This window comes from Streptomyces sp. NPDC079167, assembly GCF_040686735.1.
In the GTDB taxonomy this organism is placed as follows: Bacteria; Actinomycetota; Actinomycetes; order Streptomycetales; family Streptomycetaceae; genus Streptomyces.
On sequence record NZ_JBFBLO010000018.1, the window covers coordinates 108,725 to 122,391 of the forward strand.

The following is a 13,667-nucleotide window of genomic DNA, read 5'->3' on the forward strand; positions in this document are numbered from 1 at the left end:
TCTCCTAACCAGGCAGAGCGAGCTCGAACCACACGGTCTTGCCACTTCTGCCGCGCCGGGTCCCCCAGCGGCGCGCGGAACAAGCCACGAGCTGCAGTCCGCGACCGCTCTCGTCCTCGGGTCCGGCCGTGCGTTCGGTGGGCGGATCCGGAACCGGATCGGAGACTTCCACCAGCAGGCCCCACCCCTCGGCACCTGCGTCGGGCACCTCACCGTCGGGATGCGGCCACCTCAGCCGGACGCCGATGGGGCCGGAGGCGTAGCGCAGGGAATTGGTCACGAGTTCGCTGACGAGGAGCACGGCGACGTCCCCCACCGCCGCGTCGAACCCCCACTGGTGCAGTGCGTCACGGACCGCATGCCTGGCGCTGCGCACGGAGCCCGGCACCGCCGGGAAGCTCCACTCGGCACAATCGCCTTCGGTATCGGTCACGCCGATCACTTCCCAGAGACGGCAGCGGGGGCGCACCCTGTCAGCAGGGCATAATCGGCACATACCCGATATACGTCGCAACCTACCGCAGGTGCCGCCCTATAGGGCGTACGGGTGTACGTCGCCCTGCCGGGCGGCGAACGAACGGAAACGGGCGTCGCCCCAGGGGCGCGCGGCCGCGCCGCTCAGGCCCGCGCGGCCTCCCGCAGACGTCGTACGGCTTCGGCCACGGCGGGACGGTCCTGGTCCAGCCAGTCGACGGTGTCCGTCTCCTCCGGCGCGAGCCAGCGCAGCTCGTCGTGGTCCTCCAGCGGCGCGGGCTCACCCGACAGCAGCCGCACCGTCCACACCCGGAGCACCAGGCCCGGCTTCAGTGGCCACTCCCCCGGGAGGCGCTCCAGGGGCTCCGACTCCACGCCGAGCTCCTCGCGGAGTTCCCGTACGAGCGCCTGCTCGCCGCTCTCCCCGGGTTCCAGCTTGCCGCCCGGCAGCTCCCAGCGCCCGGCCAGCTCCGGCGGGGCGCTGCGGCGGGCGGCCAGGAGCCGCCCGCCGTGGCAGACGGCCCCGGCCACCACCACGGAATCACTCATGGACGGGAGCGTAACTCCCCGGTGAATCCCTCCCACCGGTACGCCGCTGTGCGCCGTCTTGCGCTGCCGGTGCGCTGCCGGCGTGCTAAGGGCGCGCGCTCCGGCTCGTTCGCTCCACCCAGTAGAGCTGCTTGTGTCCATGACGGTCCAGGCCCTCGGCGATCTTCTGGGCCTCGTCCTGCGTCGCATAACGCCCGACGCGGTATCTGTTGCCGTTGTCGTCCTGTCTGATCACCAGCCAGGGGAGCACGGCACCACTGTCAGTCATGACTTCCCTCCCCTGCATCCCGCCCCTCTCCCCACCGGCGTGCACGTCTCTAAGGATCCCCAGGAAACCGCAGTACGCATATGCCCGAGCGTACGCCTGACCTTCACTCAGCGGATGCGTGTTTACACAAAGAGACACGCATCCGGCCATACCAAAGGGGGCGCACTCCTCAGAATGCGCCCCCTTCCGGCCACGAGCCGGCGGCTCTGCGGTATCAGCCGGCGGGCGTCCGTACGACCGGCATCGGCACCGGGCCTGCAGTGGGTGCCTTGCGGCAGACGTCTCCGCACTCCTCGTCCAGCGAGAAGCACGGGGAGCAGATCGGCCCCGACCGGACCGGGCAGTCGGCGATGTCAGGGAGCTCGTAGGCGGTTTCGCACACCGTGCAGGTGTGCGTGGCGGTGATATCGGCGATGTCGACGTCCGGGCCGTTCACCGGGTTCGGCCGCGCCAGGTAGTACTCCCCCTCCGTCAGCCAGGCGATCAACGGGCAGAGGACCAGCGACAGTCCGGCCGCGATGAAGGTCGAGAAGGCCTCCGCGTATCAGCCGAAGAGACCGAAGAAGGCGAGGATCGAGACGGTCGACGCGATCACCATCGCGCCGAAGCCGGCCGGATTGACCGCGCACAGGTAAGCCCGCTTGAACTCCGCGCGCCTGGCGTAGCTGCGCCGGGGCGGCCGGGGGTCTTCCTGCGGCTCCTGCCGCGACGGTTCGCCCGCCGTGGACGTTGCGGTTTCCGCCATCGGTGACTTCCCGTCCGTCGGTCCGCCGTGCGGCTGACGCACGGGAAGTTAGGACTTGGACATGACAAGGGGGCACGGCGAACGGTTGCCCTCCGGTTGCGTACGGCCGGGGTTCATGAAGCCCGCGCCAACCGATGCGGACAGACCGTCGCTCCCAGCGGTCACCACGGCCGTCCACCTGTCACCCCGCGCACCCCGGCGGCTACTTGACGGGCAGATGGTAGGCAATCCTGTAGCGGTCGGCGGGAACGACCACATCGGCCGTCTCCACCGCCATCCCCGAGGCGTAGTACGTCCGCCCGATCACCATCACCACATGGCCCGGCACCCCGCCGAGCGCCAGGAGCTCCTCCGCCAGCCCCGGGCGCGCGCCGACCTCCTCCGCCACGTTGTCCACGACGACGTCGATCGCCGCCATGCGGTCGACGACACCGCAGCCGCCCAGCGGGCCCTCCTCCGGCAGCATCACCGGCGTACGCCCCGTGACGGCCAGGGGCTCCCAGGAGGTGGACAGCATCATCGGCTCGCCCGCCTCCCGGAAGACGTACCTCGTGCGCATCACACGGTCACCCGGCTCGATCCCGAGCCGCTCGGCGATCTCGTCGCTCGCCCCCTCCTGCTCGCTGCGGGACTCCCACGTCCCCCGCGCCCCTTCCGCCGTCTGCTCCTGACGGAACGGACTGGCCCCCGACCCCGACCGGTAGCCGGAGCGGGCGATCCGGCGCGGGACCGGACGCGCCCGCACATAGGTGCCCGAGCCCGACCGGCCCTCGACGAGGCCCTCGGCCATCAGCACCTTGCGGGCCTCCAGCGCCACGGTGTCCGAGACGCCGTACTCCTCACGGATACGGGCCTGCGACGGCAGGCGGGTATGGGGCGGCAGCGCGCCGTTGACGATCTTCTCCCTGAGATCGCTCGCCACGCGCAGATAGGCGGGCTGCTCACCGAAAGGCACAGGCCACTCCCAACAGGTTGACAGACAGCAACAGCGTTGCAACCGTGGGTTGAGTACCGCAAGCACAGGCCAGGGTTTCACTCGAAGTGATGATTCCGCGCCCACCTGCGCATACCCGGGCCAGCCATACGCCCGGAACGCCCCGGACTCTTGACCGTTTTTGGTCCAGACCAATACCTTCCTGTGCACAGCACGGCTCCAGCCCTTCCCGGACCACGCACAGGAACGAGCCCCATGCGCCGAAGAACCCTGACCGGACTGACCACCGCCGCCTGCGCCCTGGGCCTGCTGGCAGGCCTCGCCCCCGCGGCCACCGCCGGCGGACCCGGCCACGACCGGGGCCCGGACCATCACGGCCGCGCGTACCGCACCGTCGGCTACTTCACCCAATGGGGCGTCTACGGACGCGACTTCCAGGTCAAGGACCTGGAAACCAGCGGTACGGCGGCCAAGCTCACGCACATCAACTACGCCTTCGGCAACGTGAACGCCGAAGGCCGGTGCTTCACCGGCAACGTTCCCGGCGAGGCCGACGCCTGGGCGGACTACGCCCGTCCGCTGGACGCCGCCGGGTCGGTCGACGGCGTCGCCGACACCGACACGCAGGCCCTCGCGGGCAACTTCAACCAGCTGCGTGAGCTCAAGGCCGCGCACCCCGGCCTCAAGGTGATGATCTCCCTGGGCGGCTGGAGCTGGTCCACGCACTTCTCGGACGCGGCTCGCACCGCCGCGTCCCGCAAGGCGCTCGTCTCCTCCTGCCTCGACCTGTACATCAAGGGCAATCTGCCCGTGGACGGCGCCCGCGGAGGCGAGGGAGCCGCCGCCGGCCTCTTCGACGGCATCGACCTCGACTGGGAGTGGCCCGGCTCGGACGGCGACACGGACACGGTGTACCGCCCCGAGGACAAGAAGAACTTCACAGCCCTGGTGCACGAGTTCCGGACCCAGCTCGACGCCTATGCCAAGAGCAACCGGAAGGGCAAGGGGAAGCCGAAGCACTACGAGCTGTCCGCCTTCGTCCCCGCCGCTCCCGCCAAGATCGACGCGGGCTTCGACGTGCCGCGCATCATGCGGGACTTCGACTTCGTCAACCTCCAGGGCTACGACTTCCACGTCTCGGGCGAGACGACGACCGCCCAGCAGTCCGCGCTGTACGCCAGGGGCGACTTCAGCGTCGACCGGACGGTCCGCGACTGGATCAAGCGCGGCGCTCCCGCCCGCAAGCTCGTGATGGGCATGCCGTTCTACGGTCAGGGATGGACGGGCGTCACCGGGGGCGGGGACGGCCTCGGACAGCCCGCGACGGCGCCCGCGCCCGCCACGTACGCCGCCGGCTACGAGGACTACAAGGCGCTCAGGAAGCTGGCCGACTCCGGACGGTTCGCGGTGCACCGGGACACCCGCAACGGCCACGCCTGGCTGTTCGACGGCACCACCCTGTGGACGTACGACGATCCGCAGGTGCTGCGCGCCAAGTCCTCGTACATCCGCGACCGGGGTCTCGGCGGCGCGATGTTCTGGTCGCTGGACGGCGACACGGACGACGGCGAGCTGATCACCGCCGTCGACCGGGGGCTGCGCCGCCGCTGACCGGCGGCCGATGTGACCGTGCGGGGGTAAGGCCGCCCCCGCACGGTCCGCGTGCCCGGAATCAGCCCGTCCAGTAGGTGTCGTGCTTGATGAAGAACTCCGCCCGCTGCTTCTCGGGCCAGTCGGAGACCTTCCCGACCTGCTCGAAGTACTCCTCGCGGGGTGCTCCGGGCGTGAAGAGCAGCAGCATGGAAGCGGGTTCCTCGGAGTCGTTGCGGAAGGCGTGCAGGCCGCCCTGGGGTACGTAGAGGAAGTCGCCGGCGGTGGCGTCGACCCACCGCTCGCCGTCGTAGAGCCGCACCGTCCCGCCGAGGATGAAGAACGACTCGGAGATCGACCGGTGGAAGTGCTCGGCCGGGCCGCCGGCCTTGGGCCCCATGTTGATGCGGTACAGCCCGAACTCGCCGTGCGTGGACTCCGTCGTGGCCAGGTAGTGGGTGGATCCGCCGCCGCGTGTCAGCAGGTCCGGGGCGGTGCCGGCCGGACGGTACGCCGCGCTGATCTCGCCCGCGCCGTCCGTGTGGACGGGTTCCGGATAGGACATGCCGCTCTCCCTGCCTCCGGTCGTGGACCGGTCCGCTCGTCCCGCGCGCCGGTACCGCACCGGCGGCGTCGCCTTCCCTACCTTCAGGGGGTGAGCCTCAAGCGCATCTCTCTTCTCGCGCCGGTCGTCGCGGGCGCGTTGGTCCTCCCCCTGCCGCCGCTCTCGCACGCCGCCGGGCCCGCCCCGGACCCGGTGTGCGGCACGACGGGCGCGCGCCCCGACGCCTCTTGGGCACCGGCCTCCACCACCTTCGGCGAGGCCGCCGGATACGACCCCTATGTCGGCAACGGCTACCTGGGCCACCGCGTCCCCGCCACCGGTGCCGGATACGCCGTCACGGGCGGGAAGACGGGCTGGCCCCTCTACACCCCACGGTACGACGGAGCCTTCGTCTCCGGGCTCTACGCCCGTGACGAGGGCCTCGCCGAGGGCCGCGAAGTGCTTGCCGCGCTGCCGTCCTGGACCACGCTCGACGTGCGCGTCGGCTCCGAGACGTACGGCTCCGCCACCCCCGCCGGCCAGGTCTCCCGCTACCGCCAGACCCTCCATCTGCGCTGCGGCGTCGTGGTCACCTCCCTGCGGTGGACCACGGCCGACGGCCGCGCGACCGACCTGACCTACGAGGTGCTGGCCGACCGCTCCGACGTGCACACCGGCGCCGTACGCCTGCGGATGACCCCGCACTGGAGCGGCACCGCCACGGTCACGGGCCGGCTGGACGAGCGCGGGGCGCGCCGGGTCACGGTCGCCGGCGACGGCACGTTCCGCACGCTCGGCACGGGCACGTCGGGGGCGATCGCCCAACGGGGCACCGACGGCGTCCGCACCGCCCGGGTGCGGGCGGGGCACTCGTACACCTTCGAGAAGTACGTCGGAGTCGACACCTCCCTCACCTCCCGCACCCCCCTCGCCTCCGCCGGGGCGGCGGCGGACCGCGCGGCCCGGCGCGGCTGGTCCGGGGTCCTCGCCAGCAACGCGGCGGCCTGGCGCCGGGCCTGGGCCTCCGACATCAGGACGCCGGGCAGCCCGGACCTGCAGGCCTGGCTGCGGGCCGCGCAGTACGGGCTCCTGGCCAACACCCGGCCCGGTTCCTCGGACAGCATCGCCCCGGCCGGGCTGACCAGCGACAACTACGCGGGCATGGTGTTCTGGGACGCGGAGACCTGGATGTACCCGGGGCTGCTCGCCACCCGGCCCGAGCTGGCCCGCTCCGTCGTGGAGTACCGCTACCGCACCCGGGACGCCGCCCGCGCCAACGCCGAAAAGCTGGGCCACGAAGGGCTGTTCTACCCCTGGACGAGCGCGAGCAAGGGACGCCTGGACTCCGAGTGCCAGAGCTGGGACCCGCCGCACTGCCTCACCCAGAACCACCTCCAGGGCGACATCGCGCTCGCCGTCTGGCAGTACTACCTGGCCACCGGCGACCGCGACTGGCTCGCCGGCCGGGGCTGGCCGCTGCTGAAGGGCATCGCCGACTTCTGGCAGTCGCGCGCCACGGCCAACCCCGACGGCAGCTACTCCGTGAAGAACGTCGCCGGCCCCGACGAGTACAGCAACGGCGTCACGGACGGCGTCTTCACCAACGCGGTCGCCGCCACCGCCCTGCGCAACGCCACCCGCGCCGCCGAGCTCCTCGGCCACCCGGCGCCCGCCGGCTGGACCAGGGTCGCCGACGGACTGCGCATCCCGTACGACGCCGAGCGGAAGCTCTTCCTCCAGTACGCCGGCTACAACGGCTCGACCATCAAACAGGCCGACACGGTGCTGCTGGTCTACCCGCTGGAGTGGCCGATGGCGGAGGGCGCGGCAGCCGCGACCCTCGACTACTACGCGGCCCGCACCGACCCGGACGGCCCCGCGATGACCGACTCGGTGCACGCGATCGACGCCGCCGCGATCGGGGAGCCGGGGTGCGCCACGTACACGTACCTCCGGCGCGCCGTACGGCCGTTCGTCCGTGGCCCCTACAACCTCTTTTCCGAGGCGCGGGGCGAGAAGTCGGGGGCCGAGGACCCGCTCTCGGGCTTCCCCGCCGAGGACTTCGTCACCGGCAAGGGCGGCTTCCTCCAGGTCTTCACGCACGGCCTGACCGGGCTCAGGCTCCGCGAGGACGGCGTACGCCTCGACCCGCTCCTGCCCCCGCAGCTCCGTGAGGGGGTGGAGCTGACCGGGCTGCGCTACCGGGGCCGTACGTACGACATCTCGGTCGGCCCCCGGACGACCACGGTCCGGCTGACGGACGGCGAGCCCTTCACGGTCCACACCCCGGCCGGTCCGCGCCGCCTCTCCGGCACCCTCACGCTCCCCACGCGCCGCCCCGACCTCGCCCCCACGTCCGACGCGGCCCGCTGTCGCCCGGCGACGGCCACGTCGGAGGCCCCCGGCCTGTACGCCGAGGCGGCGGTGGACGGCAGCCCGTCGACCGCCTGGTCGCCGGACGGCGCGACGGGCACGCTGACGGTGCCGCTGAGGCACGCGACCCGGCTCGCCTCACTCACCCCCCGCTGGGCGGACACCGCACCGGCGTCCCACACCCTGGAGACCTCCCTGGACGGCCACACCTGGCACCCGTACGAACCAGGCACCACAGCCCGCCAGATCAGACTGACGGTCCACTCGGCAGACGCAACGAAACCCCCATCCGTAACCTCCCTGACGGCCCGCAGCGCCCCCTGAGGGTGCTGCTGGGAAGTTACGGACACCCATACCAGACATACGCGACACCAATCCGTCCCCGACCTCCCACCGAGTCCCCGCAGACCAGGGCAGCGGCCCGCCCCGGGCAGGGAGTTCCCCGCTTCCCGCCCGGCTTTGGAACGTCCGCGCACTCCGCCGCCTCCTCCCTCGCAACCCGCCGTGGGAACGGGCCGGGGACACGCCGCGCCCCGAGTCGGGCCACTCGTCGACGCCGTACGAGCCGCAGGGCGCGGCAGCGGTGAAGCTACGGGGGGACCCCGTCGGTCCGGTGACCGAACTGCCGTCCGCGACCCCGCGCGCGTCCGTCCCCTCCCTTCCCGTGGACGTGCCCGACCTCTCCTCCACGAAGCCGCCTTCGGTGACGTCCCGCGTCGCCACCGACCGATCGACGGGGGTCCTTCCTACGGGATTGTCAGTACCCGGTGACACCATCCGGTCATGAACAGTGAGACTTTCGACTGGCCCACGTTTCTCGGGCGTTGGCAGGAGGAGTGGGTCCCCCGCGAGGACGAGGACGAGGACGAGGAGGACGAGGACGGACAGACCCTCGTCAGTCAGGGCAGACCCGGCGCCGGCGAGGCCGCGATAGCAGCTGCCGAAGAGCGGCTGGGCCGGCGGCTGCCGCCCTCGTACCGGGAGTTCCTGGCCGTGAGCGACGGGTGGCACGTGGACCAGGTGGCCGGGGTCTACCAGCTCGGCGGCGTCGCGGACATCGACTGGTTCCGGGATCCGTTCGGCATGACCCCGATGTACGAGGAGAGTCTGGGTGTCAACCCGCGCGAGGAGGAGGTCCTGCTGGCCGGGATGTGGCGCCGCGCGCTGCGACTGGAGACGGACTCCGACATGTCGTACGCCCTGCTCGACCCGGGCGACAGCGACCAGGACGGCGAGTGGGCGCTCTACCTCTACAAGGGCTGGGGTGGCGAATACCCGGCCCGCTACCCGTCGTTCCGCGCCTACATGGAGGCCATGTACCGCAGCTTCCACTCCGACCGGGTGGAGAGGCCCGACTTCGTCAACGCGACCACCCGTACACAGGACGCCCACGTCGAGGAGGCCCGTCTGCTGGCCCTGCGCGGACGGCACGAGGAGGCCCTGCCCCTGCTGGAGGAGGCGTTCTCCTTCGGACGGCCTCGGAGCGCCGTCCTGTTCCACCAGCTCCACCAGCTGCTGGCGCCGCGCGCTTCCAAGGATTACGGCTACCTGGTGGCCGACCCCCTCTATATGGCTGAGATCCTGCCCGTACAGGCCATGGAACCGGCACGCGGCGAATGGCGGCTGGGCGGGGACGACCACTGGCTCGGCATGATGGCCGCCCGCGGGGTGCCCCGGGAGAACGCCGAGGCGGTACTGGGCGCGATGCGGGACGGCACCCATCAGTACGCGCCTCCGGGCCCGTGGGGCAGGGCCGTCGCCGAGGCCCGGGAACCGGCCCGCTGGGGGGCGACCGACGCCGCGTGGCGGGTGCTGCGGGAGGCGTTGCCGCTGTGGGAGGCGCCCGGGCCCTCGCTGATCGCGCCGATCGGCCTGCTCGCCGATCCGGTCCTGGGCCCGCTGATCACCCCGGAGCGCGGTCGGGAGATCCTCGCGACGCCACGGGCCGGAGAGAAGGGCCCCGCTCCCGAGCCGGTGCCGGATCTGGACCCGCCGGGCCTCGCCTGGCTGACGGAGTCCATCTCGAACCGGCGGCCGTTCGACAGGTACCGCTGCGTCTGGGTCGAGGGGCTCGATCCCGCCGGCCTGCCCGGCCTGATCGGCGAGGAGGGCTCCGCGCTGAGCGCGCCCGTGGATCAACACTGGGCGCGCTGGCGGCGGGCATCCGAGGACGGCGCGCGAGACCACACGGAACCCTGGGAGGACCGGGCCACGGTCGCCGTCGGCCGTACCTCCGACGGGTGGGCCTTCGCCTTCGACCGCGACCCCCAGTACCTGAACGACCGGCTCGTGTCCCCCGCCCCTGCCGCCTCCTCGTCCGGTCGCGCGGTGGTGATGTGGCACGACGCGAGCCGCTCGTACCCGGGTGGCAGCCCGGCCACGTTCCACCTGTCGGTGGCCGAACAGGGCGAGGAGCTCTACGCGTTCACCGTGCGGGGTACGGAGATCCAGCGATCGGGCGCGATACCCGAGGCCCTGGACCCCGCCCGGCTGTTCCTCCCGGAGGCCACCGGACTGGACAACGAGCTGCGTGCGCTGGAAGCCCTGCACACTGAACTCGGCCTTTCCCTGCCTCACTTCGCACTGACCCAAGGCCGCCTCCGCACCTTCACCACCCGGTCCTGGACCCGGGCGCCACGCGAGGGCGAGAACTTCGCCTATGCCACCTTCGTGCGGCACCGCTCCTGAATCCGGGACTCCCCACGCCCACCGAAACCCGGATCCCGGGTTTCGGACGTCGAGCGCCGGGACGGCCCTGTCCGCTCTTTCGGGGGTGGCAGGGCTTCCGGGGCCCGGCGCTCGAGCCTGAAAACGCGGTCGTGGTGGCCTGAGGCTCCGGGGCTGGAGCCGCACATCGGCACCGTGATCACTCTCTACGTCCTGAATGCGATTCTCGCTGAAATGCAGACCGAAGCCTGCGCGCACTTGTGTACACATGGGACACCCGTTGCCTTTGAGCTCATGACTCAGATGCCCATGGAGAGCATTCGCGATGTTCGTGCCCACTTGGCAGAAGTCGTCGAACGCGCTGATCGTGACGACACACCTACCGTCATCACCCGGCGCGGCAAAGAGGTCGCCGCAGTCGTGTCGATCGAGGTGCTCCGCAAGTACCAGGAATGGGAGGAGCGCGAGGTCAACCGGCTCATCGACGACCGCATGGCGAGCCGGTCGGCCGGGATCCCCATCGAAGACATCATGCGTGAGACGCTGGCCCGCAGTGAGTGAGTACCGCACCGTCTTCCACCCGGAGGCCCGCTCGGAGCTTCGCAAGGTCCCACGCGAGGCGGCGCTCCGCATCCTGACCAAGCTGGCAGAACTGGAAAGTGATCCGTTCGGCTTCAACACCACCGCGCTCGTGTCCCGGTCCGAGCGCCGTCGGCTGCGGGTCCGGGACTACCGCGTCATCTACACCGTCGACAACGGCGAACTGGTCGTATGGGTCATCCGTGTCGGACATCGCTCCACTGTCCACGGCAGCTGAACCAGGTTCCTGCCGCAGAGTCGCCATATCCAGCACCCGGCAAATCGGCGGCCTCATCGCGGCGATTACAGTGCCCTGCATGATCAGGACTGTGGTCAACGGCGTGTCCCTCCACTACGACGACCAGGGGCCCTCGGACGGCATACCCGTGGTGCTCGTACACGGCCATCCGTTCGACCACACCCTGTGGGCGCCCCAGGTCACGGCCCTCACGGCCGCCGGATACCGCGTCGTGACACCGGACCTCCGCGGCTACGGCAGCAGCGAGGTCGTGCCGGGCACGTGCCCGCTCTCCGACTTCGCCGACGACATCGCCGGGCTCCTGGACACGCTCGGCCTGGAGTCCGTCGTCATCGGCGGGGTCTCCATGGGCGGCCAGATCACCATGGAGTTCCAGCGGACCCGGCCGGAACGGGTGCTCGGGATCGTCCTCTCCGACACCTCCCCGATCGCCGAGACCGAGGAGGGCAAGGCGTTCCGCACCGCCCTGGCCGACAGGCTCCTCACGGAAGGCATGGGGCCTTACGCGGACGAGGTGATCGACAGGATGATCGCCCCGTACAACGTCACGGCCCTCCCGGACGTCGCCGCGCACGTCCTGGCCATGATGCGCGCCACCGCCCCCGAAGGGGCCGCCGCCGCACTGCGCGGGCGGGCCGAACGGCCCGACTACCGCGACACCCTCGCCGGGACCTCCGTACCCGTCCTCATCCTGGTGGGGGCCGACGACGTCTACACCCCGGTGGCCGAGGCCCGGGCCATGCACCGCCTGGTCCCGTCCGCCGATCTCGTCGTCATCGAGCGGGCCGGGCACCTTCCGGGCGCCGAGCAGCCCACGGCCTTCAACGACGCGCTCCTGACCTTCCTCGGCACCCGCGTGGCCGCGTGACGGGACCGGTAGGCATGTTCCGGGCGGACGGTACCCTTTCGGGATGAGCCAGCCCCTTCTGCCGGACGCGAGACGGCCCGCGAACGGCGGCCCGAAGGCCGCCGCCCGCAACCGTGCCGCGCTGATCGTGGCCGCCCGGGAGATCTACGCGGCACAGGGACTGGACGCCCCGCTCTCCTCGATCGCCCGGCGGGCAGGGGTCGGGCAGGGCGTTCTGTACCGGCACTTCCCCGACCGGGACGCGGTGGCGACCGCGGTCCTGGAGGAGAACGTGCGGCAGATCGAGGAGGCCGCCGCAGCCGATGACATGCTGTTCGCCGATGTCCTCGGCGTACTGACCTGGCACCTGACGGAGTCGGCGGCCTTCCTCGGCCTGTTGCACGTGCGCGGGGCCACCGGCCGCTCGGACGCTCTCGCACACGCCCTGACCCTCTCGGACCGGGTCGAGCGTGCCCTGCGGGAGCGCCTGCCGGACGGGCATCGGCTGAGTGCGCCGAACGACCTCATGCTTGCCGTCGCCATGGTCTCCGGCGCCACCAACGGTCCCACGCGCGAGGTGCGGGAGGGTCGGGCGGCGGCGGCGTGGCGGCTGCTCGGCGTCGAGGTGGGGCCGGTGCGGCCTTTCGACGCCTGAGGTAGATGCCTGCGGTCGGGGGCCTGAGGGCGATGCCTGAGGTCGACGCCTGAGAGCGACGCCTGAGAGCGACGCCTGAGGACGGGTCGTCAGCCGCCGTTGGACTGCCGGATGCCCTCCGCCAGGGCGTCGAAGGTGTACAGGTAGCCGCCGGCGGGTCCGCTGACGGTCATGTACGCCTTCGTCCCGCCGGGCGTGATGGCCACGTTCGTCGCCGACTCGAGCCCCCGGGCGCCGGCCGGGAGCTCGATCGTGGCGAGGCGCTCGCCGTGCTTGTCGAACACGGCCATGGCGGCCCGGCCGTGCAGCGCCTGGTAGAGGTTGCTGTCCGCGTCCACGGCGATCGAGTCGGTCTGGGCGATCCCGGCGTCCACGCGGATGGCGGTGTGCCGGGAGGCGAGCCGCCCCTCCCCGTCAAGACGGAGGTAGGAGATCCGGTTCTCCGTGAGCTCACTGATCCACAGGCCCTGGTAGTCCGCGTCGAACGAGATCCCGTTCACCGAGGCGAGATCCCCGGCCACGACCGTGGCCTTCGCGCCGTCGCGCGCGACGCGCACCACACGGGCTTTCGCGTCCCCGACGGACAGGCTGCGTGAGTCGCTGACGTACAGGTTGCCCTCCTCGTCGAACGCGATGTCATCGGGGTTCATCCGCGCGCCGTCCACCTCGCCGGAGAAGAAGGTCCGCAGGTCGCCGCCGTCCGGGGCCAGGCTGACGATCTCGCCGTGGGAGTAGTCGGTCAGGTAGATCCGTCCGTCGTACGGGCTGAACTGGGCCGAGGTGTAAGCCCCCCGGCCGTCCGTGTGGAACGCGCGCGACTTCTTCTTCCGCACGTCGACACGCATGACCTTGGGCTTCCCTTCGGGCGCCGTGACGTCGACGACCAGCAGGTCGCCGTCCTCGTCGAAGACCGGGCCCTCCAGCAGGGTCATCCCGGTCTCTTCGTGCACCTTCGTCAACTGCATGACCTGGTGGGCGCGGATGGTCCTGTCCGCGCCGGCGGAGGCTTCGCGGCCGGCGGAGGCACTCGTCTGCGTACCGCATCCGGTGAGGGCGAGGGCGCCGACGGTGGCGAGTACGGCAAGGGACCGGACCGGAGTTCGTCGCATGGGGGGATCACTCTTCCTGTCTGGAGGGGGCGGGGCACCGCCGGCCGGGAGGCCGACGGGACCGGGCAGGGGTG

General features: G+C 71.4%; 13 protein-coding genes and 1 pseudogene. 7 read left to right on the plus strand and 7 right to left on the minus strand.

All coding sequences use genetic code 11. The features are described 5' to 3' along the window. Nucleotides 1-4: 4 nt before the first annotated feature. From AB0P41_RS29740 to AB0P41_RS29760, 5 genes and pseudogenes are all read right to left on the minus strand, one after another. The gene (locus AB0P41_RS29740) at nucleotides 5-442 is read right to left on the minus strand and encodes an ATP-binding protein (protein WP_365935151.1); all 438 of its coding nucleotides are present in this window, start codon (nucleotides 440-442) and stop codon (nucleotides 5-7) included. A 176-nt stretch (nucleotides 443-618) separates the two neighbouring features. After that, nucleotides 619-1,023, minus strand: coding sequence for a (deoxy)nucleoside triphosphate pyrophosphohydrolase (locus AB0P41_RS29745; RefSeq protein ID WP_356716013.1), 405 nt, complete (start codon nucleotides 1,021-1,023; stop codon nucleotides 619-621). 85 nt (nucleotides 1,024-1,108) lie between these two features. Continuing rightward, complete coding sequence (locus AB0P41_RS29750; RefSeq protein ID WP_356716015.1) at nucleotides 1,109-1,291, minus strand: SPOR domain-containing protein; 183 nt, start codon at nucleotides 1,289-1,291, stop codon at nucleotides 1,109-1,111. Between the two features lie 214 nt (nucleotides 1,292-1,505). Then, a pseudogene (locus AB0P41_RS29755) lies at nucleotides 1,506-1,940 on the minus strand (hypothetical protein); the annotation flags it as partial. A 298-nt stretch (nucleotides 1,941-2,238) separates the two neighbouring features. After that, complete coding sequence (locus tag AB0P41_RS29760; protein ID WP_356716017.1) at nucleotides 2,239-2,991, minus strand: GntR family transcriptional regulator; 753 nt, start codon at nucleotides 2,989-2,991, stop codon at nucleotides 2,239-2,241. A 234-nt stretch (nucleotides 2,992-3,225) separates the two neighbouring features. Here AB0P41_RS29760 and AB0P41_RS29765 point away from each other — a divergent pair, with 234 nt between their 5' ends. Then, the gene (locus AB0P41_RS29765; protein ID WP_365935154.1) at nucleotides 3,226-4,581 is read left to right on the plus strand and encodes a glycoside hydrolase family 18 protein; all 1,356 of its coding nucleotides are present in this window, start codon (nucleotides 3,226-3,228) and stop codon (nucleotides 4,579-4,581) included. 61 nt (nucleotides 4,582-4,642) lie between these two features. Here the strand turns inward: AB0P41_RS29765 and AB0P41_RS29770 are convergent, their stop codons facing one another. Further along, nucleotides 4,643-5,125: a cupin domain-containing protein gene (locus AB0P41_RS29770; RefSeq protein ID WP_356716021.1), complete on the minus strand. Its 483-nt coding sequence runs from the start codon at nucleotides 5,123-5,125 to the stop codon at nucleotides 4,643-4,645. Nucleotides 5,126-5,215: 90 nt separating this feature from the next. Here AB0P41_RS29770 and AB0P41_RS29775 point away from each other — a divergent pair, with 90 nt between their 5' ends. From AB0P41_RS29775 to AB0P41_RS29800, 6 genes are all read left to right on the plus strand, one after another. Further along, on the plus strand, nucleotides 5,216-7,801 hold the full coding sequence (locus AB0P41_RS29775) for a glycosyl hydrolase family 65 protein (RefSeq protein ID WP_365935156.1): 2,586 nt from the start codon (nucleotides 5,216-5,218) through the stop codon (nucleotides 7,799-7,801). Nucleotides 7,802-8,260: 459 nt separating this feature from the next. Continuing rightward, a complete protein-coding gene (locus AB0P41_RS29780; protein ID WP_365935158.1) occupies nucleotides 8,261-10,165 on the plus strand; it encodes an SMI1/KNR4 family protein in 1,905 nt (634 codons plus the stop codon). 273 nt (nucleotides 10,166-10,438) lie between these two features. Continuing rightward, complete coding sequence (locus tag AB0P41_RS29785; protein WP_365935194.1) at nucleotides 10,439-10,705, plus strand: type II toxin-antitoxin system Phd/YefM family antitoxin; 267 nt, start codon at nucleotides 10,439-10,441, stop codon at nucleotides 10,703-10,705. After that, nucleotides 10,698-10,961, plus strand: a complete 264-nt coding sequence (locus tag AB0P41_RS29790) for a type II toxin-antitoxin system mRNA interferase toxin, RelE/StbE family (protein WP_356716026.1) — start codon at nucleotides 10,698-10,700, stop codon at nucleotides 10,959-10,961. Before AB0P41_RS29785 ends, AB0P41_RS29790 begins: the two co-directional genes overlap by 8 nt. Before the next feature lie 79 nt (nucleotides 10,962-11,040). Beyond that, nucleotides 11,041-11,850, plus strand: coding sequence for an alpha/beta fold hydrolase (locus tag AB0P41_RS29795; protein ID WP_365935161.1), 810 nt, complete (start codon nucleotides 11,041-11,043; stop codon nucleotides 11,848-11,850). Nucleotides 11,851-11,893: 43 nt separating this feature from the next. Beyond that, nucleotides 11,894-12,484, plus strand: a complete 591-nt coding sequence (locus AB0P41_RS29800; protein ID WP_365935163.1) for a helix-turn-helix domain-containing protein — start codon at nucleotides 11,894-11,896, stop codon at nucleotides 12,482-12,484. A gap of 89 nt (nucleotides 12,485-12,573) precedes the next feature. Here AB0P41_RS29800 and AB0P41_RS29805 read toward each other — a convergent pair whose 3' ends face one another. Beyond that, on the minus strand, nucleotides 12,574-13,593 hold the full coding sequence (locus AB0P41_RS29805) for an SMP-30/gluconolactonase/LRE family protein (RefSeq protein ID WP_365935165.1): 1,020 nt from the start codon (nucleotides 13,591-13,593) through the stop codon (nucleotides 12,574-12,576). Nucleotides 13,594-13,667 lie beyond the last annotated feature (74 nt).

Excerpts from the sequence above, each read along its gene's own strand:
- AB0P41_RS29745 (WP_356716013.1), bottom strand. The coding sequence starts at position 1,023 with ATGAGTGATTCCGTGGTGGTGGCCGGGGCCGTCTGCCACGGCGGGCGG.
- AB0P41_RS29750 (WP_356716015.1), bottom strand. The coding sequence starts at position 1,291 with ATGACTGACAGTGGTGCCGTGCTCCCCTGGCTGGTGATCAGACAGGAC.
- AB0P41_RS29765 (WP_365935154.1), top strand. The coding sequence starts at position 3,226 with ATGCGCCGAAGAACCCTGACCGGACTGACCACCGCCGCCTGCGCCCTG.
- AB0P41_RS29770 (WP_356716021.1), bottom strand. The coding sequence starts at position 5,125 with ATGTCCTATCCGGAACCCGTCCACACGGACGGCGCGGGCGAGATCAGC.
- AB0P41_RS29780 (WP_365935158.1), top strand. The coding sequence starts at position 8,261 with ATGAACAGTGAGACTTTCGACTGGCCCACGTTTCTCGGGCGTTGGCAG.
- AB0P41_RS29785 (WP_365935194.1), top strand. The coding sequence starts at position 10,439 with ATGACTCAGATGCCCATGGAGAGCATTCGCGATGTTCGTGCCCACTTG.
- AB0P41_RS29795 (WP_365935161.1), top strand. The coding sequence starts at position 11,041 with ATGATCAGGACTGTGGTCAACGGCGTGTCCCTCCACTACGACGACCAG.
- AB0P41_RS29800 (WP_365935163.1), top strand. The coding sequence starts at position 11,894 with ATGAGCCAGCCCCTTCTGCCGGACGCGAGACGGCCCGCGAACGGCGGC.
- AB0P41_RS29805 (WP_365935165.1), bottom strand. The coding sequence starts at position 13,593 with ATGCGACGAACTCCGGTCCGGTCCCTTGCCGTACTCGCCACCGTCGGC.